Annotated in this window: 21 protein-coding genes; 16 read left to right on the top strand and 5 right to left on the bottom strand. The window is 67.3% G+C overall.

What is annotated here, in order from left to right:
* The first annotated feature begins 6 nt into the window (after positions 1-6).
* The 10 genes from H977_RS0118045 (at position 7) to H977_RS0118000 (ending at position 9,556) form a co-directional block, all read left to right on the top strand.
* Positions 7-2,817, top strand: coding sequence for an MMPL/RND family transporter (locus tag H977_RS0118045; RefSeq protein ID WP_036476334.1), 2,811 nt, complete (start codon positions 7-9; stop codon positions 2,815-2,817).
* 45 nt (positions 2,818-2,862) lie between these two features.
* Positions 2,863-3,864, top strand: a complete 1,002-nt coding sequence (locus tag H977_RS0118040; protein WP_029109166.1) for an AAA family ATPase — start codon at positions 2,863-2,865, stop codon at positions 3,862-3,864.
* 7 nt (positions 3,865-3,871) lie between these two features.
* Positions 3,872-4,738: a DUF58 domain-containing protein gene (locus H977_RS0118035; RefSeq protein WP_029109165.1), complete on the top strand. Its 867-nt coding sequence runs from the start codon at positions 3,872-3,874 to the stop codon at positions 4,736-4,738.
* Positions 4,728-5,201 (top strand): hypothetical protein, encoded by a 474-nt coding sequence (locus tag H977_RS0118030; RefSeq protein WP_029109164.1) that lies wholly within the window; start codon positions 4,728-4,730, stop codon positions 5,199-5,201. The genes H977_RS0118035 and H977_RS0118030 overlap by 11 nt, the downstream gene beginning before the upstream one ends.
* Positions 5,192-6,154, top strand: a complete 963-nt coding sequence (locus H977_RS0118025; RefSeq protein ID WP_029109163.1) for a hypothetical protein — start codon at positions 5,192-5,194, stop codon at positions 6,152-6,154. The genes H977_RS0118030 and H977_RS0118025 overlap by 10 nt, the downstream gene beginning before the upstream one ends.
* Positions 6,151-7,062, top strand: coding sequence for a VWA domain-containing protein (locus tag H977_RS0118020; RefSeq protein WP_029109162.1), 912 nt, complete (start codon positions 6,151-6,153; stop codon positions 7,060-7,062). The genes H977_RS0118025 and H977_RS0118020 overlap by 4 nt, the downstream gene beginning before the upstream one ends.
* Positions 7,059-7,745, top strand: coding sequence for a hypothetical protein (locus tag H977_RS0118015; RefSeq protein ID WP_029109161.1), 687 nt, complete (start codon positions 7,059-7,061; stop codon positions 7,743-7,745). The genes H977_RS0118020 and H977_RS0118015 overlap by 4 nt, the downstream gene beginning before the upstream one ends.
* Before the next feature lie 62 nt (positions 7,746-7,807).
* Positions 7,808-8,407 (top strand): TetR family transcriptional regulator, encoded by a 600-nt coding sequence (locus H977_RS0118010; RefSeq protein ID WP_029109160.1) that lies wholly within the window; start codon positions 7,808-7,810, stop codon positions 8,405-8,407.
* A gap of 96 nt (positions 8,408-8,503) precedes the next feature.
* Positions 8,504-9,043, top strand: a complete 540-nt coding sequence (locus H977_RS0118005; RefSeq protein WP_029109159.1) for a hypothetical protein — start codon at positions 8,504-8,506, stop codon at positions 9,041-9,043.
* A 78-nt stretch (positions 9,044-9,121) separates the two neighbouring features.
* Positions 9,122-9,556, top strand: a complete 435-nt coding sequence (locus H977_RS0118000; protein WP_029109158.1) for a hypothetical protein — start codon at positions 9,122-9,124, stop codon at positions 9,554-9,556.
* Here H977_RS0118000 and H977_RS0117995 read toward each other — a convergent pair.
* Complete coding sequence (locus H977_RS0117995) at positions 9,535-10,155, bottom strand: TetR/AcrR family transcriptional regulator (protein ID WP_029109157.1); 621 nt, start codon at positions 10,153-10,155, stop codon at positions 9,535-9,537. The two genes, H977_RS0118000 and H977_RS0117995, sit on opposite strands and share 22 nt — an antisense overlap.
* A 340-nt stretch (positions 10,156-10,495) precedes the next feature.
* Here H977_RS0117995 and H977_RS33420 point away from each other — a divergent pair, with 340 nt between their 5' ends.
* From H977_RS33420 to H977_RS0117970, 4 genes are all read left to right on the top strand, one after another.
* Positions 10,496-10,894, top strand: a complete 399-nt coding sequence (locus tag H977_RS33420; RefSeq protein ID WP_051288917.1) for an STAS domain-containing protein — start codon at positions 10,496-10,498, stop codon at positions 10,892-10,894.
* Positions 10,895-11,003: 109 nt separating this feature from the next.
* Complete coding sequence (locus tag H977_RS0117980; protein ID WP_029109156.1) at positions 11,004-11,960, top strand: helix-turn-helix transcriptional regulator; 957 nt, start codon at positions 11,004-11,006, stop codon at positions 11,958-11,960.
* A 65-nt stretch (positions 11,961-12,025) separates the two neighbouring features.
* Positions 12,026-12,931, top strand: a complete 906-nt coding sequence (locus tag H977_RS0117975) for an alpha/beta hydrolase fold domain-containing protein (protein WP_081681763.1) — start codon at positions 12,026-12,028, stop codon at positions 12,929-12,931.
* Positions 12,932-13,009: 78 nt separating this feature from the next.
* Entirely contained in the window at positions 13,010-14,371 is a 1,362-nt protein-coding gene (locus tag H977_RS0117970; RefSeq protein WP_029109154.1) for an FAD-dependent oxidoreductase, read from the top strand.
* Between the two features lie 21 nt (positions 14,372-14,392).
* On the opposite strand, the gene H977_RS0117965 is transcribed toward H977_RS0117970, so the two are convergent.
* Together H977_RS0117965 and H977_RS0117960 are read right to left on the bottom strand one after the other, a co-directional pair.
* On the bottom strand, positions 14,393-14,845 hold the full coding sequence (locus H977_RS0117965) for a 6,7-dimethyl-8-ribityllumazine synthase (RefSeq protein ID WP_029109153.1): 453 nt from the start codon (positions 14,843-14,845) through the stop codon (positions 14,393-14,395).
* Between the two features lie 9 nt (positions 14,846-14,854).
* Entirely contained in the window at positions 14,855-15,616 is a 762-nt protein-coding gene (locus tag H977_RS0117960) for an alpha/beta hydrolase family protein (RefSeq protein ID WP_029109152.1), read from the bottom strand.
* Between the two features lie 240 nt (positions 15,617-15,856).
* On the opposite strand from H977_RS0117960, the gene H977_RS0117955 reads away from it, so the two are divergent.
* Both H977_RS0117955 and H977_RS33415 read left to right on the top strand, forming a co-directional pair.
* Positions 15,857-16,753, top strand: a complete 897-nt coding sequence (locus tag H977_RS0117955; protein ID WP_029109151.1) for a mycobacterial-type methylenetetrahydrofolate reductase — start codon at positions 15,857-15,859, stop codon at positions 16,751-16,753.
* A gap of 35 nt (positions 16,754-16,788) precedes the next feature.
* Positions 16,789-18,603: an HNH endonuclease signature motif containing protein gene (locus H977_RS33415; protein WP_081681762.1), complete on the top strand. Its 1,815-nt coding sequence runs from the start codon at positions 16,789-16,791 to the stop codon at positions 18,601-18,603.
* On the opposite strand, the gene H977_RS35360 is transcribed toward H977_RS33415, so the two are convergent.
* Together H977_RS35360 and H977_RS0117940 are read right to left on the bottom strand one after the other, a co-directional pair.
* Positions 18,600-18,746: a hypothetical protein gene (locus H977_RS35360; protein WP_155946701.1), complete on the bottom strand. Its 147-nt coding sequence runs from the start codon at positions 18,744-18,746 to the stop codon at positions 18,600-18,602. The two genes, H977_RS33415 and H977_RS35360, sit on opposite strands and share 4 nt — an antisense overlap.
* A 36-nt stretch (positions 18,747-18,782) precedes the next feature.
* Positions 18,783-19,379 (bottom strand): TetR/AcrR family transcriptional regulator, encoded by a 597-nt coding sequence (locus H977_RS0117940; RefSeq protein WP_029109150.1) that lies wholly within the window; start codon positions 19,377-19,379, stop codon positions 18,783-18,785.
* Between the last annotated feature and the right edge of the window lie 63 nt (positions 19,380-19,442).

Raw genomic sequence — 19,442 nt, 5'->3', positions numbered from 1 at the left:
GAAGCGATGTTGGAGTCTGTTGCACGCGCGGCAAGCAGGTACGCCCTACTGGTCATCGCGGCTTGGCTGTTGCTCGCCGGCGTCGGCAACATCGCGGTGCCTCAACTCGAACAGGTCGTGAAAGAGCAGTCCCGGGCGTTCTTTCCGGCCGATTCCGGCGCCACCCGGGCAGCCCAGCGGATGGGCACCCTGTTCGGGGACTCGGACAGCAACAACATCGCCTACGTCGTCCTCGATGCCGACCGACCGCTGGGCGAGCCCGATCGCGGCTACTACCGAGCCCTGGCCGACCGGCTGCGGATGGACACCCCCGGCGTCGAATCGGTGATGGATCTGTGGGACGACCCCACCGCGGCAGCCGTATTCGAGAGCCAGGACCACCAGGCGGCCTATCTGATGGCAAGGCTGTCCGGACAACTCGGGAGCAGCACAGCCACCGAGGCAGTGGCCGCCCTGCGCGCGGCGGTCACCGCCGCCGGTCCACCGGAGGGGCTGCGCACGTACGTCACCGGGCCCGGAGCCAGCCTGGTCGACGAGTTCGCGGCGCTGGACGGACAATTGGCGAGGATCACGGTGCTGACCGTCGGCATGATCGCGGCCCTGCTGTTGTTCGTGTACCGCTCGCCCATAACCGCCGCGGTCCCGCTGGCATCGGTCGGGCTGTCGCTGGCGCTCGCCCGTCCGGTCGTCGCACTGCTCGGCGAGCATGGCGTCATCGAAGTGTCGGTGTTCTCGGTGGCTTTGATGTCGGCCATGGTGTTGGGCGCCGGGACCGATTACGGCATCTTCCTGCTCGGCCGCTACCACGAGAACCGGCGCGCCGGTCTGGTTCCGCCTGACGCGCTGGCCGACGCCTATCGCCGGGTGGCGCCGGTGATCGCGGGCTCGTCCGCCACCATCGCCACGGCGCTGTTCTGCCTGACCTTCGCCAAGGTGAGCTTCCTGCGCAGCGCCGGGATACCCAGTGGCATCGGCATTCTCGCGGCGATGCTGGGCGCGCTGACATTGACCCCGGCCATGATCGGCTGGTTCAGCCGGCGCGGATGGGTGGAGCCGCGGACAGCACGGATCAACCGTCGATGGCGCCGGATCGGCACCGGGGTCGCCCGATGGCCGGGCCCTGTCCTGGTGGTAGCCGTCGGTGCCCTGATCGTCTGCACGGTTCCGTTGCTCGGTGCCGAGGTCAGCTTCGCGGAGCTGAGCGCACAACCGGCCACCACCGACTCCAGCCGCGGATACCGGGCGGTGCACGGACGGTTTCCGGACAACAGGCTGCTACCCGAGATCGTCTCGATCCAGGCCGACCGTGATCTGCGCACCCCGGCCGGGCTGATCACCATCGAGCGCGTCACCCGCAAGGTCCTCGAGGTGCGGGGAGTGCGCACGGTGCAGTCCGCCAGCCGACCCGCCGGGACCCCGGTGCGCCAGGGCACCCTGACCTATCAGGCCGGCCAGATCGGCGAACAACTCGACAGCACAGCACAATCGGCGATGCGCGGGATGGACTCGGTGGACACCGTCGCGGCCACGATCGGTCAACTCGATGCGTCCCTGGACGGCATGCAACGCGGGCTCACCGGTGCGGTCGACGGGTTGAACCGGGTCGGGGCGGGTTCCCAGGACATCGGTGCGGGCATGACCGGACTGCGGGGCAACCTGCAGCAGGTGTCCGGATATGCCGATCCGCTACGCCAATTCGTCAACGGCAACCCCGATTGTGCGGCCAACCCGATCTGTGCCGCGGTGCAGAAGATCGTCACGCCGCTCGACGACGCGGTGAGCGCGACAGGCACGCTGGCCGGCGGCGCGGGTGCCCTCGAAGAAGGTGCCGCCGGCGCCACCGACTCACTCGACGGTGCGGCGAAGGGCGTGGCGACGATGCGCGCCGCACTCGCCCAGCTGCGCGGCCTCACCTCCACCCTGCGCTCGAGCCTGGGCACTGTCGGGCCGCAGATGCAGCAGATGACCGGCTACCTGTCACAGCTCAGCACCGATTTCGACGGCAGTTCGGAGGGCGGGTTCTATCTGCCGCCAAGGACTTTCGACGATCCGCAATACCGCCGGGCGATGGAGATGATGTTTTCCCCCGACGGTCGTGCCACGCGGCTGCTGGTCTACGGCGACGGCGAATCGTGGGGCCGGGACGGCGCCGAGCGCTCCGATGAGATCCGCATCGCCGCGGCCGAAGCACTCAAGGACACCCCGCTGGCCGTCAGTGGCGTCGTCGAGCTCACCGGGGTGGGAACCGCTACCGCAGAACTGATCACGTACGTCGGACACGACTTCACCCTGCTCGTCATCGCCACGCTCGTGCTCATCTTCCTGATCGTCGCCGCGATGCTGAGCAGCCCCGTGGCCGGGATGGTGGTGCTGGCCACCGTCACGCTCTCCTACGCCTCGGCGCTGGGCGCCAGCGTTGCGATCTGGCAGTTTCTGTTCGGCCAGCCCCTGCACTGGGCGGTCCCGGCCTTGGCGTTCATCGCCCTGGTCGCCGTCGGCGCGGACTACAACCTGCTGCTGGCGATGCGGTTACGCGACGAGTCTGGTGCAGGAGTGCGGACCGCGACCATCCGCACCTTCGCCGGCACCGGCAGCGTCGTTACCATCGCGGGGATCGTGTTCGGGCTGACCATGTTCGCGATGCTGGGCGCCAGTGTCGCGACGATCGCCCAGGTCGGGTCCACGATCGGCATCGGACTGCTCATCGACACCCTGCTGGTGCGGACCTTCGTCGTGCCGCCCATCGCCGTGCTGCTGGGCCGCTGGTTCTGGTGGCCGCGCCGCTCGCCAAGCATGACATCGGGCCGGTCTGGGTAACCGTGTGCGTACTGGGCCCGGGGTCCAGATCACCGGAGAGGACCCATGACGGCACCGCGATTGCAGGCTGACCAGCGCGACGCCGCCGAGGCTCAGCGCATTGTCGGCGCGGTGACCTCGGCGTTCGCCTCCAGGGTGGTCGGCCAGGACCATCTCCGCGAGTCGATGCTGGTCGCGTTGCTGGCCGGTGGGCACCTGCTGATCGAAAGCGTTCCCGGCCTGGCCAAGACGACGGCCGCGCGGGTGGTTGCCGAGTCCATCGACGGGAGCTTCCGGCGAATCCAGTGCACACCCGATCTGCTGCCCAGCGACATCGTCGGTACCCAGATCTATGAGGCCGACCACAATTCTTTCACCACCCAGCTCGGGCCGGTGCACGCCAACATCGTGCTGCTCGACGAGATCAACCGCTCCAGCGCCAAGACCCAGAGCGCGATGCTCGAGGCGATGCAGGAACGGCAGACCACGATCGCCGGCGTCGAGTATCCGATTCCCGAGCCGTTTCTGGTGATCGCCACCCAGAACCCCGTCGACCAGGAGGGCACGTATCCGTTGTCGGAGGCCCAGACAGACCGGTTCATGCTCAAGGAGATCGTGGGATACCCCTCGGTGGAGGAGGAGGTCGAGATCGCGGCCCGGATGGACGCCGGGCTGTACGAGCGCGAACACCGGGTCACGCCGGTCGTCACGATCGACGACGTGCGCCGCGCCCAGGGCATCGTCGCTTCGGTGTATCTGGATCGGGCACTCGTCGACTACGCGAGCCGCCTCGTCGCCGTCACCCGCGACCCCGGGCACCACCTGCCGGCGAACCTGGCCAGGCTCATCGAGTACGGCGCGAGCCCGCGAGCCACGCTCGCCTTCTGCCGGACGGCGCGCGCGCTGGCCGTGCTGCGCGGCCGCGACCATGTGGTGCCCGACGACATCGCCCGGCTGGCCCACCGCGTGCTGCGACACCGGTTGATCCTCGGATTCGAAGCGGCCACCGCCCGCGTCACCCCCGACGTCGTCGTCGACGCGGTGTTGCGTACGGTCCAGGTCCCGTGAGGCCGCCATGGGCAGGTATCTGGACTCCGCCAGGGCGTTTGTCGGCCGTGACGCCGGCGGACTGCTCGAAGGCGGCCGTTACGCCCTGGTGCACACCCGCAGTCTGGAGTTCGACGAGCTGCGGCCCTACGTCCCGGGCGACGACGTGCGTGACATCGACTGGAAGGCCACGGCGCGGTCCGGGCACACGCTGATCAAACGGTTCGTCTCCGAGAAGCATCACAAGGTGCTGGTGATCGCCGACGCCGGCCGCAACAGCTGCGGGCTGGCTCCGTCGGGCGAACTGAAAAGAACTGTGGCCCAGAACATCATCGGCGCGATCGGATTGATGACGCTGCCCCGCTCCGACGAGATCGCGATGGTCCTCGGGGATCGGCGCGGTAACGTCGACATCCGGCTGCGCCGGGGCGAGACGCACATCGAGAGCATGCTGCACCGGTTCCACCACCACGTCACCGACCACCCGGGTCCGAGCGACATCCTGGTTCAGCTCGAATGGGTGGCCCGCCATTACCGTCACCGGCTGTTGATCTTCGTGGTGTCCGACGAGCCGAGGGTCGACGACCGGTTGGCCGAGGTGCTGCGCCCGCTGACCGCCCGCCACGACGTGCTGTGGGCGCTGGTCGGCGACATGCCCGCGGTGAGCACGCATCCCGACACCGGCCGCAGCTACGAGGTCGCCGATGGGCGCCCCATCCTGACCGATCTGGACAAGCAGGTCATCGAGGCATATCAGAGCGCGGAAGCCCAACGGCGAGCGGGTCTTTCGGAATTCCTCACACTGCAGCGGATACCCCACGCCCGGATCGGCGGCAGTCCGCGGATCAAGTCGGCGTTGACCGCCATGACCGAGGTGTACGCCCGTGCCGGATGACCTGCTGCGCCACGTGATCGGTCCGATGCCCTACTCGCCGGTGTGGTTGTGGACCGCGATCACCCTGATCCTGTTGCTGTGTGGTTGGTACGTCGCGGTATTCGTGCTGACGTCACGACAGCGCTCCGTGCGTGAGCTGCCCCTCCTGGGCGCCGCACGGGCCGAGCTTCAGCGCCGCCGCTCGGCTCGCGCGGTGCGAACCATCGGAAACCGTTACCGGTCGGGTGATCTGAGTGCCGCGCCCGCCGGCGCGGCACTCAGCCGTGAACTGCGCGCCTTCTTGCATGCCGTCACCGGGGTTCGGGCCCAGTACATGCAGGTCGACGCGATCGCCGGCAGTGCGGCCGCCCCTGCCGCGCCGCTCTTGGCCCAGCTCACCGACATTCAGTTCAACCACCATTCGGCACTCGACGCCGGGACGGCCAGCGACACCGCCGAGGAGTTGATCCGCGGATGGACCTGATCTGGTGGGCGGTGGCGATCGCGGGTTGTCTGGCACTCGCCGGGTGTGTGGGCCTGGCGCTGTTGGGAAGGCAGCCGGCTGACCCGGGCGAACTCAGGCCGCTGGCCAACACCGCGCGGCTCACCGCGCTACCCGAGTATGTGCGTGCCGCGCGGCTGCGGACCATCTCGGCGGTGATCGCGATGGTGATGTTGACCGTCGCCTTCGCGGCGTCGGCGCTGGTGGCCGCACGACCCACCGGTCTACCGTCGTGGCACCGCAGCGCCCAGGTCGCGACCCCCGAGGACATCATGGTCTGTGTCGGCGGCCCGGCGAGCGATCCCGCGGTCAGCACCGCGATGCGGTACCTGGCCCAGCGGGTCCGCACTTTCGGCACCGAGCGGATCGGGCTCACCTCGGCCAACCGGCGTGTGGTCCCACTCACCCGCGACTACCAGTACGCCGCAGCACAATTCGACGCCGCCGCCCGCCAGGAAGGCGCCCGGCCGTTGGTCGCACCGGTGTCCTACGTGGATTACACCGCCGGCGCCCGGGACGTGCTGGCCATGTGTCTCACCGGGTTCCCGTCCTTCGACGAAAAGGCCGCGCAACGACGATCGTTGATCTACGTCGGTCCGGAATCCCTGCCCGGCAGCGGCGAGACCGCATCCTTGTTCACCCCGGACCGGCTCCGCGATCTGGCGGTGCAGGCAGGGGTCCAGGTCAACGCGATCACGCCGGGGTCCGGCGAGGGGGCTGTGGCGGATCTGGCCCGCGGCACCGGCGGCCGGTGGTATTCGGATGCGGCCGATGTCCCCGGGCATCTCGCCGAGATCCGGGCCAATCCACCGGCAGCGGGGTCGACTGCCGAGAGCGCGGACGTAAGGTCCGCCGAGACGCCGGGTGTCCCCCTGTCGATGGGATTGCTCGCCCTGGCGGTGCTGTGGTGGTGGCCGGTGGTGATGCGGCGATGAGGCTTGAGCCGCTCATCCCGCCGCTGCTGCTGGCGGTGCTGGCGGTGGCGCTGGTCGCGGCTCGCGCCGTCACGTTCAGCCACGCCCGCTCCGGTGGACGGCCCGCACTCCGGCGCTGGTCGGCGATGACGGTCGCCGGGCTGCTGTTGCTGCTGGCCGCGCTCGGGCCGGTGGCCGGCGGGGCGAACGACACCGTGGCGCGCCCGGCCGGGGACCGCGAACCCAACATCTTCCTGATCCTCGACCGCTCGCCGGAGATGTCGGAGCGCGACATCGACGGCCGTACCCGGATGACGGCGGCGCACGCCGACGTCATGGCGTTGATCGAGCGGTATCCCCGCGCCCGGTTCGCCTTGATCAGTTTCGCCGACCACCCGACCGTGGAGTGGCCACTGTCCGCCGATACCTGGAGTTTGCGTCCGGTGGTGACCGCCTTGGATCCGTACTCCGCGGCGTCGGATGCCAACGTCGGAGCAGCGGCAACGGTGCTGCGCTACCAGCTGATCACCGCGGTACAGCAGTTTCCGCGTGCCGAGAACCTGGTCTTCTATCTGGGCGCGGGCGCCACGGAATCACAAGCGCCACAACGCGAATTCCAGCTGCCCGAGGATGCGGTGGACGGTGGCGCGGTGCTGGGCTACGGAAGTGCCGGGGCAGGAGCCCTACGCGGCGTCGCCGGACAGATCGGGGTTCCGTTCGTGTCGCGTACGGACGCGAGCCCGTTGGACGCCGCGTTACCCGGTGGCGGGACACCAGGCCAGACCCCTGCGCCGGTCGTGGACCGGGCCGTCGTCGAGTTGTACTGGGGCTTCGCAGCGGCCGCGGCCCTGCTGATCCTGGTCGAGTTCTACCTCGTGCTACGGGAATTCCGTCGGCTGCAGCCGATCGACGTGGGGCCGGCGTCATGAACACGCTGCGCCGCAGGTTGCTGGTCTACTCGTCGCCGGTGGCGCTTGTGCTCGTCATCGCCGTCGTCAAGCTGTTGTCGGTCGTGGTGGTCGGCAACTCCGCAGGGGCGAGCTTCACCGATCGCGACACGGAGGCGCTGGCCGGCGACGTCTCGCTGCTTCAGACGCTCGATGTCGTTGAGCCGGGCAAGGCCGACTTCGCCGCGGGCACGCTGGCCGTGCTGGAAGACCGGCTCGCCGACGCCGAGCGGTACTTCACCGGGGCTGTGGCCCGCTTGCCCACCGATGAATCATGTTCGGCTCGGGTGAATCTGGAGCTCGTCAGGGAGACGCTCGGCGACCGGGCGATGGCGATGTCCGACGGCCAGGCGGCCATGAACGGTTATCTGGCCGCGCGGGACGTGGTGGACCGGGCACCCGCCGGATGTTTCCGCGGCAACGCCGACCCTGACCCGGATCGGCGAGCCGTGCGCGATGAGGCGCCGGATCGGTTGAACGGCAAGATCGCCGCGGCTGGTGCCATTCCGCCATCCGCGCCGCCCCAGCCCCCGCCGCCGGTGGCAGCGCCACCGCCGATATCGGCCGGTGCGTCGCCCACTGAGCCGCGTAACCGCCTGGATCCCACAGCGGGGGATCCGCTGGAACGGCTACAACAGATCTTGCACGACGCGGCCGCAGGTTAGATTCGGGGTCGGTCGGCCCGTTGAATCGGTTCGTCGTTCTCAGGTCCAAGCGGAGGAATGAAATGGCTGTGGCAGACGGGCTGTCTGCGCGCGAGGCGAAACGCCTGCAGACGCGTGAGCGATTGATGGGCGCGGCGATCGCGGAGTTCAAGCGAGCGGGGATGGCCGAGGCGGACGTGGCCGCCATCGTGGCCGCGGCAGGCGTCGCGCACGGCACGTTCTTCTTCCATTTCCCCACCAAGGAACATGTGCTGCTGGAGCTCGAGCAACGTGAAGAAGAACGCATCGCCAAGCAGTACAACCAGTTCCTCAAGAAACCGCACAGCCTGGAAGGCGGGCTGCGTGAAGCCATGCGACTGGTGGTCGGGCTGGAACGCAGGCTCGGCGGTGTGCTGTTCAAAGACTTTCTGGCCCTGCACTTTTCGCAGACACGTCCACCCGCGCCGGACAGTCAGGAGCACCCGGTGATCGCCGGGGTGGCGCGCGAGATCGAACTGGCCCAACAGCAGGGTGAGGTGGCCGCCGACGTGAACCCGTGGAACAGCGCGGTGTTCTTCCTGCTCGGGTTCTACGCGTTGTTGATCACCACCAACGACTGGCCCACCCGCGACGCCCTGCTGGACGACTACGTCGTCAGGACCATGCGCAGCCTGGCGCCCTAGGCCCCGCGATCGACTGTGTTGCGGGGACCTAACGATTCGGTAGTGTCTCGGTGCTGACGCTGCCGTAAGCAGCAAACCCGTGGTTCAGTGGTATCGATGTCTGGTGCCTGGTCCCCGCGTCGCTGTCTCACCGCTGCGGTGACGGCGGGTGTCTCGTTGCTCGCGGTGAGTGTTCCGTCGGCCTCGGCCGCCCCGGCTACTGATGCCAGGGGCTACGTCGACTCCACGGCTCGGTGCGCCAGCGCCGACGCGACCGTTCTGTTCGGCAGCACGGACGCCTCCCGGGTGGCGATCTGCTCGGTGTCGGGCGGCAAGTTCGAGTACCGCGGTGTGCGGTTGCGTGACGGCGCGAAGCTGATCGTGCCGGCGGTCCGCAACGACGACGGCGCATTTCGAGTGGAGAACGCCGGCATCGAATACCTGGTGACTTCGAAGTCGCTGGTGCTCAGCGTGGGGGAGAAGGTGATCCGCGAGGAGGCGATGGTCGACTTCCACCGCCCGGGTGGACCCGCCCCGGCGGATTCGCCGAAGTCTCCGGGTGCGGCCCCGGCGCCCGCGACCGCGTCGCCCGCGCCGGCCACCCCGCTGCCACCGCCGCTTGCCGCCGAGGTCGGTGGCACCGGCGCGCGTCGCTGATCCGCTGACGGCGGCTTGAGCAGCGCACTTGCCCGCGCGGTTGAGGGCAAGGGTTTGAAAATGATAATCATTAACAGTATGTGCGCGTGTTCGTCAGCTCTGGGCGGTGCCGATCTCGACCGGCTTGTGGACCAACTCGGCCCGGGGACGCTTCGCCTCACCGTTCCGGTGGTCGACGGTGCTGTTCAGGTGGGCATCGGCGGCAACTTCGCGACCACGATCCTCACCGTCTCGGTGACAGCCTCGTCGGTGCGGGTGCGCCGACTCGACGGCCGGTTGCTGCAGGTGCACCTCGTCGAGGACTGGCGCAGCGCGTCGGCGCCCGGCGTCGCGACCCCGGTATTCGACGAGCCGGTCGCGGCTCTGACGCTCGAACGTCGCGGCACGCAGTGGATCTCCGGCCCGGGGTCGAGCGCCCGGCCCAGCCGGCTCGATCGGTTTGTCGGCACCCTTGCCCGATTCGCCTTGGCCAAATATGGCCGCGCAATCGATCAGGCGGTGGGCGCCGCGTAGGTCTGCAGGTACTGGGTCAATGCCCGCTCGGCCTCGGTGAGGATGGCGCGGTCCTTGTCCGGGCCGGCGTGGAAAGCCATCTGCAACAGGCGATCGCCGATCTCCACGGCGACCGCCGTGACCAAGGGATCCGTGCCTTCGCGCAGCAGCCCCCAGTGCAGCAGTGCGCCGTGCAGGGCGTTGGCGAATTCCGCGCGGCGGGCGCGCGGGTCGGCGAGCAGACCGGTGGCCAGGCTGGTGTAGTGCAGGTTGACCAGGTGTGGATGGTTGCGCAGGTGCTCATAGTGGAATTCGAAGATCCCGTGCGCGACCTCGGCCAAGCTTGTCGGGGCGAGCGCGGCCAATATCGCCGCGCCCTCGGCGTCACGCCGGTCGAGGTGGTCGGAGACGATCTCCTGCAGGATCGCGTCGCGGTTCGGGAAGAACTGATAGACGGTCGCCACCGGGACATCGGCACGCTGGGCGATGGCCCGAGTGGTGACAGCGTCCACGCCCTGGGTCTCGAGCAGCTCGAGGGCTGCCGCGCGGATTCGTTCGACACGTCGTCTGCTGCGCTCCTGCACGGGTTGTCGTCGCCGTAGTGGCTTGTGGGTGACCACGTCTAGATCGTCGCACAGAGCTGACACGCGTCATTCCGGTACGACCCGCTGCTCGCGGGCCGTAGAGGGCCTGCCGGTAGTCCGAAAAGCGAAGGTGCCGGACGGCGTCGCTATCCGGAAAACGAAGTTCTGATCAATCCCTGGATTGCGCTCTGTCGGTAAAAGCCGTTGTCAGGGAAGTGATTCCGTCAGATTGGCAGCTGGCTCGTCGTCATCCATATCCATTCCGGTCTATTACAGCCGGCAGCGGATCGCGATAACCTCGAAGCGGTTGAGGACACAGCCGGTCACGTGGTCGAGGATCACCTCGCCCCCTGTTACTAGGCGATGGAGCGTCATCATGACTGCTGCTCACTACCCTGGTCGGCTGCGACCGGTTCGTTCCTCGGATGCGGGCGTCATCGACTGCGCCGGGGCCCGGGTTTCGGCGCACATCCGTGGCCCGGCCACCGTGCTGGTGGTCGAGGGGGAAGTCGACTTCTGCAACTCGGATCGGCTGGTCGCGGCGATCCGCCGGCTCACCCGGCCCGGAATCCCCTTCGTGCTGGACCTCCGGTCGGTCGATTTCATGTCGGTCAAGGGCTTCCGCGAGCTGTTGGCATTCGCCGACGAGTGCGACCAGACGCACGCCGTCTGGCATGTGGTGGCCGGATATGCGCTACGTCCACTACTGAGGGTCTTCGAGGATCATCGGCTGCCTGTCGTCGGCGTAGGAGGGCTGACGGCCGGGTCTGGCTGACTCACGCGGCGGACTCCGCACATAACCGTTTACAACGTAAGCGACGCAGGTAAGATAGGTTTCTCGGGGCTGCGACCGCGCCCGGAGAAGCCACCTCGAGCGAAGCGTGATGACGGCGAACGAAGACCTGGATTTCACGAGTGCGGACCTCGGCGCTACCGAGGACTTCCTGGCGCGCGCCTACACGAAGATGTCCATCGGCCGTGGGCGCGGTGAGCGCCCGACCGCGCGCGTCGTCCGAAAGTGGCTGGGGCCCATCAGTTTCGATGAACTCGAGCTCGACTACCACATGTCCTACTCCGCTGGTCCGCTGAACCGGGTCTGTCTGTGCAGAGTGCATTCGGGCCGTATCGAGGAGAACTTCATCGGCGAGCCGCAGGATGTCTTCGGTCCAGGGGACGTCACCTTGTACTCGCCGCCGGAGCTTCCCTACTCGGGCCGGGTGTGTCGAGCCCGCTATGACCTGACGATGTTCGACGCCGAACTGCTCGGCCGCGTCGCGACGACGGAGCCCGGCAAGCGGGCTGAAGCTGTGCGATTGACGGGACACCGTCCGATATCGCCGCAGGCGGGCTACCAACTCAGCGTGGCGATCGAGTACGTGCGCTCGGTGGTGCAGGGCAGGAGCGGGCCTGTTCCGCCCCTGATCGCATCGACCACTGCGGCGATGCTGGCGGCGACCGTGGTCTCCACCATGCCCACCAATGCCGGGCTGGAACCCGGCTCGGCCGACCGGCGCGACGCGACGCCGGCACTGCTGCGGCGGGCCATCGCGTACATCGAAGCGAACGCTGACCGCGATATCGCACTGACCGATATTGCGGACGCGGTGTATGTCACGCCGCGTGCGCTGCAATACGCGTTCCGACGTCACCTCGACGTGTCCCCGATGGGATACCTGCGCCGGGTGCGCCTGGACCACGCCCGCCGGCAGCTGCTCACGGCCGATCCTGCGACGACGACCGTGCAAGCCGTCGCGGCCCGCTGGGGATTCGCCCATACCGGACGATTCTCCGCTGCCTACCGCCGCACGTTCGGCGAGAACCCGTCGGACACGCTCAGCTGAACTACGCGACCACGGGTACCGTCGAGTGCGATTTTGTTGGCGATACCGCTCATTCGAAGGAACCCGTGTCCATACTGTCCACACCGATGCTGGCCGATGGCCTGGCACGGTTGTTCTCCGCAGCCATCAACCCCGCTCCGAAACCCGGCGTGAGGTTTCCCGAAATCCCGGGGCGGACAACGCTTGTCGACATCCCGACCCGTCACGGGAAGGTCGCCGCGACGGTGTATCACCCCGAGGCCGGCGGGGCGAAGCCTGCGGTGTACGTGAACGTGCACGGCGGCGGCTTTGTCGTCGGGCACCGCGAGCAGGATGACCCGTGGTGCCGTTTTCTCGCCGCCCACGCGAATGTCGTTGTGGTCAACGTCGATTACCTTCTTGCCCCGCACCGCCGGTTTCCCACCCCGGTCGAACAGGTCTATGACGTTCTGGGCTGGGCCTCCGCGCCCGAGCGCGACTGGGATGGCAGCCGGTTGTGTGTCGGAGGGCAGAGCGCGGGCGGCAGCCTGTCCGCGGCGGCCGCCCGGCTGGCTCTGGAGAACGGCGGCCCGCGGATCGCGCTTCAGGTTCTCCACTACCCGCCGCTGGACCTGGTTACCGCCACCAAGGACAAGCGTTCGCCGTTGGGCGCCAAGGCCGTGATGAAGCCCTGGATGGGGGAGGTGTTCGACACCGCCTACATACCCGAGCGGGCCCGTCGCAACGACCGCCTGGCGTCCCCGGCCTGGGGCGCCAATGCCGACGGGGTCGAGGGCATCGCACCGGCGCTCATCGTCACGGCCGAGTACGACCGGTTGCGTGACGAGGCCTGGCGGTACGCCCAGAAACTCGACGCTGTCGGCTCGCTGGCCGAGTATCACGAAGTGCCCGGCGTCGACCACGGCTACAACATCATGAGCGACGACGTCGAGGTCACCCGAAAGGCCTACGAGCACATCGCCGGGCACGTTCGCCGCGCCACCTCGGGGTGACGGGGATCTCGTCGGGGAGGTCTTGCGGGATCCACACCTCTATTTAGGCTTGCCTTACCTAAATACGTAAGGGCGGTCATGAGGAAGATCCAGGTAGCGGTCATCGGAGCGGGTCCGGCAGGTATCTATGCGGCGGACATCCTGACCAAGGAATACGAGCACGCACGCGTCGACGTATTCGACCGGCTGCCTGCTCCCTACGGGCTCGTGCGGTACGGCGTCGCCCCGGATCACCCGCGGATCAAGGAGATCATCAAGGCGCTGCGCCGGGTGCTCTCCCGTGACGAGAACAGCGTGCGTTTCATCGGCAATGTCCACTACGGCACGGACCTTCGACTTGCCGACCTCCGGCGACACTATGACGCGGTGATCTTCTCCACCGGGGCCAGGGCTGACCGGGCGCTCGACATCCCGGGTATCGACCTGCCGGGAAGCTACGGCGCTGCCGACTTCGTGTCCTGGTACGACGGGCATCCCGATGTGCCCCGCACCTGGCCGCTGACCGCGAAACACGTCGCGGTACTCGGCGCGGGCAACGTGGCGCTCGACATCGCCCGGATGCTCGCGAAGCCGGCCGACGAACAGCTCGGCACCGAGATCCCCGGCAACGTCTACCAGGGCCTTGCCGCCAACCAGGCCACCGACGTCCATGTCTTCGCCCGTCGCGGGCCGGCACAGATCAAGTTCAGCCCCATGGAGTTTCGTGAGTTGTCACACTCACCGAGCATCGACGTCATCGTGCATCCCGAAGGCTTCGAGATCGACGAGGCCAGCCAGCACGCCATCAACACGAGCAAGTCGACCAGACTCGTGGTGGACACCATGATGAAGTATCTGCAGCGGGAACCGACGGGTGCGCCGCACCGGATCCATCTCCACCTGTGCCAATCGCCGGTGGCGGTGTTGGGCACGGATCGTGTCGCCGGCCTTCGTACCGAACGAACCGAGCTCCGCGGAGACGGAAATGTCCGCGGTACAGGAGAATTCACCGACTGGCCGGTCGAGGCCGTGTACCGTGCCGTCGGCTACATGTCCACTCATCTGGCGGACCTGCCGTTCGACCACCACGCCGGGGTGGTGCCGAATGACGCCGGGCGGGTGCTCGACATCGACGGAGGGTTGATCGACGCCACGTACGTGACGGGATGGATCAAACGCGGGCCGATCGGCTTGATCGGGCACACCAAGTCCGATGCGGCCGAGACCGTCACGAGTCTGCTCAACGACCTGTCGGGTCTCCGCGTCCCCGAAACCGGTGACCCTGACGCGATACTCGCGCATCTGGCCGCCAATGGTGTCGACTACACCACCTGGGCCGAGTGGGAGCGACTCGACGCTCGCGAGGTGTCGCTGGGCGAGGTACAGGGCCGCGAACGCGTGAAGGTGGTCCCGCGGGAGGACATGATCCGGGCCGGCCGCGACGCCCTGGTGCGCGACTGATCCGGCCCGCGCCACCGGCAACTAGCCCAATGTGCTGTGTAGGGCCAGAGTGGCCGCCACGGCGTTGGCGGCCTCGGCGCCCTTCTTGACGAAGTGCTTGGTGAAGTAGTCGATGTGCTCGTCGTGTTCGTGGAAATGGTGCGGGGTGAGCACCACCGAGAACACCGGTATGTCGGTGTCGAGTTGCACGCGCATCAGCCCGTCGATCACCGCACCGGCCACGAAGTCGTGGCGGTAGATGCCGCCGTCGACCACGAGCCCGGCCGCGACGATCGCCCGGTAACGACCGGACAGTGCCAGACGCTTTGCGGTGAGCGGAATTTCGAAGGCGCCGGGCACCTCGAAGAACTGCAGCGCGTCGTCGTCGATACCGTGGGTACGGATCTGTGCGCTGAATCCCTCGCGGGCCTTGTCCACGATGTTGCGATGCCAGGTGGCTTGCACGAAGGCGATCTGAGTGGCTGCGTCAGACATGTAGCGACGCTATCGCACATCGACGTAGGCGTCGGCCCAGGCACCGATGATCCGTCCGGCGCGTTTGGCCTGCCCGGGCCCGGTCAGCAGGTGCTCGGACCCTTCCAATGAGACGAAGCTCCGCGGATGGCGAGCGGCCCAGAAGATGTCGCTGGCGTTCTGGATGCTGACGGTGTTGTCGGTCGGTGAGTGCAGGATGAGCAACGGCATCTTGAGGGCCTCGATCTTGTCGCGCAGCTCGGCGATCCGAACGTCCTCGACGAACGCGCGCTTGAGGGTGAGCGTCTTGCCGCCGACCATCCACTGGCCGCTGCCCTCGGCGAAGACCTGCTCCAGGCACGCGTCGTACTGATGCTCGACATGGCCGACGTCGAACGGCGCGCCGACGGTCACCACGGCCCGCACGCCGGGGGATTGCCGGGCCGCGGCGATGGCCGCCGAGCCGCCCCACGAATGCCCGATCAGGATGTCGGCGGACGTACCGCGTTCGGCCATGAACGTGCACGCCGCGATGACGTCGTTGACCTTGACCGTGAACGAACCGTCGCCCCAGTCGCCTCCCGAATCGCCCAGGCCAAGCGCATCGAAGCGCAGCATTCCGATGCCGTCGGCGGCCAGCTGCTTGCAGATGCGCGACGCGGCGGGGGAGTCCTTGCCGAGGGTGAAACCGTGCGAAAACACGCCCCAGCCCCGCACCGCCCCCTCGGGCCGGTCGATCACACCGGCCAGCGTGGGACCCGTCGAACTGGGGAATGTGACGCGCTCAGCCATGCACGAGGTCTACCACGGGCGAACCGTGCCGCGACGACGCCACGGCCACCCGCCTTGGAACCGGACTCTAGTTAGCCAGGCACCGTATGCAGCCCGAAATGCGGCGTTGAGTGGAGGTACCGTCGCGGTTGCCGGCCCGGCTCCGTAATGTGGAGTGTCCGGTGGCATGCGGGCGTTGGTCCGTGACGGGCAACGTGGCCCGCCCGCCGGGTAGGTATGTCGTCAGATGTGGAGCAATAGGTGCCCCTGAACACCATCGCGCTGGAACTCGTTCCGCCGAACCTGGAGCGCGGCGTGCAGTACCCCGTCGACGAGGCGCGGAAAGTGCTCGCCTTGGCCGCCGAAACGGGCATCGAAGGCCGGATACAGCACGTCATGATTCCCGGGATGATCGACGAGGACGATGACCGCCCGATCGAGATGAAGCCTCGGATGGATGTCCTGGACTACTGGAACATCCTGCGGCCCGAGCTGCCCGGCATGCGCGGCCTGTGCACTCAGGTCACCTCGTTCCTGGACCAGGAGTCGCTGGGTAAGCGTCTGACCGACCTCAGTGGGGCCGGTTTCGACGGCATCGCCTTCGTCGGCGTGCCCCGCACCATGAAGGACGGCGAGGGCGAGGGTGTCGCGCCCACCGATGCCCTGTCGATCTATGAGGACCTGGTGCCCAATCGTGGCGCCATCCTGATCCCCACCCGCGACGGCGAGCAGGGTCGGTTCAACTTCAAGTGCGAGCAGGGCGCCACCTACGGAATGACCCAGCTGCTGTACTCCGACGCCATCGTCGGATACCTGAGCGAGTTCGCCAAGACCACCGACCACCGGCCCGAGATCCTGCTGTCCTTCGGTTTCGTGCCGAAGCTGGAGACCAAGATCGGTCTGATCAACTGGCTCATCCAAGACCCGGGCAATCCTGCCGTCGCTGCCGAGCAGGAGTTCGTGAGTCAACTGGCCGCGATCGACCCGGCCGAAAAGCGCAAGCTCATGCTCGATCTCTACAAGCGGGTGATCGACGGGGTGGCCGAGCTCGGCTTCCCGTTGAGCATCCACTTCGAGGCCGCCTACGGAGTCTCCAAGCCTGCGTTCGAGACCTTCGCCGAGATGCTGGAGTACTGGGCACCGGACCGAGTCGGCTAGCCTGCCGGAGCCCGACCGTATTTGTCGGTGGTCGAATGTATGTTCGAGTCATGGAGGCGGGTGCGGTCGAGGCGGTGGCGGGGTTGCGGGCCGCGTTCGACGCCTTTGCCGCCTGTGATGTCGGGGCGTTGACCCGCGCTGAGCTGCTTTCGGTGCTCGACGACTACGAGACGCTGATGTGTCAGTTGCCGGGGCCGCTGCATCGGATGCTGGCCCAGCTGCAAGCCGACACCACCCCGCGCGAGTTGGGTGCCAAATCGTGGAACGCGGTGCTGCGGATTAGGTGGCGGCTGTCGTCTGCTGAAGCCGGTCGTCGGCTGGCCGAGGCGGCGGTGTTGGGGCCGCGGCGTGCCCTGACCGGGGAACCGTTGGCGCCGGTGTTACCGGTGGTGGCTGCCGCCCAAAATGCTGGGTTGCTCACTGGTGATCACGTCAAAGTGCTGCGCGACGCGGTGGACGATCTGCCCGTCTTCGTCGACCAGGCCACCCGCGAACAGTTCGAAGCGGACCTGGTGCGGGTCGCGGTCGGGGTCGGGCCCAAAGAACTCAAAGACACCGCCGAACTACGCCTGTTTCTGCTGGATCAGGACGGACCCGAACCCGACGACACTGAACGTGCCCGCAAACGCGGCGTCAACATGACCAAGCAGGGCCGTGATGCGATGACCGCGCTGACCGGCAACATGACCCCCGAGACCGCTGCGGTGTATGAAGTGCTCTTCGCCAAGCTCGCCGCGCCGGGGATGTGCAACCCCGATGATGACGAACCGTGCACTACTGGCACCCCCAGCCAAGCTCAGATTGATCACGATCACCGCAGTCTGGCTCAACGCCAACACGACGCGCTGCTGGTGATCGGACGGATCGCGTTGATGAGTGGGGATCTGGGTCAGCTCAACGGGCTACCGGTGTCGGTGATCATCCGCACCACCCTGCAAGACCTCGAGAGCCGCGCCGGGATCGGTGTCAGCGGTGGGGGCACCAAACTGCCGATCCAAGACGTCATCCGAATGGCCGGTCACGCCCATCATCATTTGGCGGTTTTCGATCAAGCCACCGGGGCGGCGCTGAACTATTTCCGGGCCCGGCGTATTGCCAGCCCGGCGCAGCGGATCATGTTGATCGCCCGCGATGGGGGCTGCACCAAACCGTGCTGCAGCGTGGGTGCTTACGGTTCCCAGGTGCATCACGCGGTGACCGATTGGGCTGAGGGTGGTAACACCAATGTCGATGAGATGACCTTGGCGTGTGGGCCCGATAACCGGATGGTGCACGCCGACGGTGGCTACAGCACCACCATCAACCCCGACGGCAACGTCGAATGGCACCCACCACCCGGGCTGGATCACGGCCAACACCGCATCAACTACCACCACCGCCCCGAACTACTGCTCACCCCACCCGAAGCAGACCCCGCACCGGCCCCAGAACCCACAACGGGACCAGAACCTGCGCCGGACCTCACCGCTACTGACCACCCGGGCTGCGAGCCGGCGCCGTACCGGGATCCGGACCCCGACTGGGCGCTGGCGCCTGACCGTGTACCCGAACCGCACTGGGACGACTGGGACCAGGAATGGAACCCGCAGTGCGACACAGACTTCGACACCGACGTCGACCAGCCCACATTTACCCCACTCAGTGCGGAATACCTCTGGAACCCAGACTCATCTGACCCAGACCCGACCGCCCCTGAGCCGTTTAACCCCGCTATCCCGCCCGGCTGGGAACTGCTCCACGACTCACCACCAACCGAACAACTCGAAGCCTCCTACGCATACGACGACCCCGACCCATGGCCACCCAACGACCACCACGCCCTCACAACCAACCCAGCACGCGGACCCTAGGTATCACCCGTCCCTGCGGGGACGACCAGTGCGATGAACCGCACCACGTCATTGCGTAGCACCGAAGCCGTCAACTGGGCCGCGGCCTGAATCCCTATGCTCACCACGCATGTCGGGTCCTCGGTGAGATTGACGAACGCCACGGCGTTCCCGCGCCTACGAAGCCTTCGTCCCGGCAGTCAGCCGAGCGATCGGACGCGCGCTGCGAGGGTGGCCGTCCACTCCTTCAGGTACTCGTCATCGGTCGAGGGCGCCGTCGAACGACGGAATAGGTTGGAGGAGAAGCGCTCTCCGAGCAGGCTGTTGATCCCGAGTGCCGCCAGAACCCTCGTCTGTTCAGGCGACTTGTCCGGCGCCCAGACGCTGATCCATCCATTCAGTTCTTCGCACAGCCCGTCGACGAGCGCAGCGTAAGCGGTATCGAGGCGGTCGGACAATCCTGCGGGCGTGCGGGCGGCGATCTGGAGCAGTTCGCTTTCCTGGTCGATGACCGTGAGCACGTAGCGACCCAGCACGGTCAGTTCGCTGTGTAGATCCCCGAGTCCGGCGAAGAGTGCGCGGATGTCCTGCATGGCTGAGCGTCGGTCCAGTTGGCGGTCGATACCGGCTGATAGGAGCGCGTCCTTGGATTTGAAATGCCGGTACAGGGCCCCCGATCCGGCGGACAGGCCCGCTGCGGCTTCGATCTGGGACACGCTCGTGGCTTCGAAGCCCCTGTCGCTGAACAGCTTCATCGCCTCGGTGACCAGTCGCTCCCGGGTGGATCCGGCCGCCATCGTTGACCTCCTGCAAGTGATCACTTACTCTGCGTATGAATGCACTTTACTACGAGTCCAACT

The organism is Mycobacterium sp. URHD0025 (genome assembly GCF_000426065.1).
GTDB lineage: Bacteria > Actinomycetota > Actinomycetes > Mycobacteriales > Mycobacteriaceae > Mycobacterium.
This window is presented reverse-complemented; position numbering and strand designations above follow the sequence as displayed.

Excerpts from the sequence above, each read along its gene's own strand:
- H977_RS0117980 (WP_029109156.1), top strand. The coding sequence starts at position 11,004 with ATGACGGCGAACGAAGACCTGGATTTCACGAGTGCGGACCTCGGCGCT.
- H977_RS0118035 (WP_029109165.1), top strand. The coding sequence starts at position 3,872 with ATGGGCAGGTATCTGGACTCCGCCAGGGCGTTTGTCGGCCGTGACGCC.
- H977_RS0118045 (WP_036476334.1), top strand. The coding sequence starts at position 7 with ATGTTGGAGTCTGTTGCACGCGCGGCAAGCAGGTACGCCCTACTGGTC.
- H977_RS0117970 (WP_029109154.1), top strand. The coding sequence starts at position 13,010 with ATGAGGAAGATCCAGGTAGCGGTCATCGGAGCGGGTCCGGCAGGTATC.
- H977_RS0118015 (WP_029109161.1), top strand. The coding sequence starts at position 7,059 with ATGAACACGCTGCGCCGCAGGTTGCTGGTCTACTCGTCGCCGGTGGCG.
- H977_RS0117965 (WP_029109153.1), bottom strand. The coding sequence starts at position 14,845 with ATGTCTGACGCAGCCACTCAGATCGCCTTCGTGCAAGCCACCTGGCAT.
- H977_RS0118040 (WP_029109166.1), top strand. The coding sequence starts at position 2,863 with ATGACGGCACCGCGATTGCAGGCTGACCAGCGCGACGCCGCCGAGGCT.
- H977_RS0117940 (WP_029109150.1), bottom strand. The coding sequence starts at position 19,379 with ATGGCGGCCGGATCCACCCGGGAGCGACTGGTCACCGAGGCGATGAAG.
- H977_RS33415 (WP_081681762.1), top strand. The coding sequence starts at position 16,789 with ATGTATGTTCGAGTCATGGAGGCGGGTGCGGTCGAGGCGGTGGCGGGG.
- H977_RS0117960 (WP_029109152.1), bottom strand. The coding sequence starts at position 15,616 with ATGGCTGAGCGCGTCACATTCCCCAGTTCGACGGGTCCCACGCTGGCC.
- H977_RS0118010 (WP_029109160.1), top strand. The coding sequence starts at position 7,808 with ATGGCTGTGGCAGACGGGCTGTCTGCGCGCGAGGCGAAACGCCTGCAG.
- H977_RS0118000 (WP_029109158.1), top strand. The coding sequence starts at position 9,122 with ATGTGCGCGTGTTCGTCAGCTCTGGGCGGTGCCGATCTCGACCGGCTT.
- H977_RS0118005 (WP_029109159.1), top strand. The coding sequence starts at position 8,504 with ATGTCTGGTGCCTGGTCCCCGCGTCGCTGTCTCACCGCTGCGGTGACG.
- H977_RS0118025 (WP_029109163.1), top strand. The coding sequence starts at position 5,192 with ATGGACCTGATCTGGTGGGCGGTGGCGATCGCGGGTTGTCTGGCACTC.
- H977_RS0118020 (WP_029109162.1), top strand. The coding sequence starts at position 6,151 with ATGAGGCTTGAGCCGCTCATCCCGCCGCTGCTGCTGGCGGTGCTGGCG.
- H977_RS33420 (WP_051288917.1), top strand. The coding sequence starts at position 10,496 with ATGACTGCTGCTCACTACCCTGGTCGGCTGCGACCGGTTCGTTCCTCG.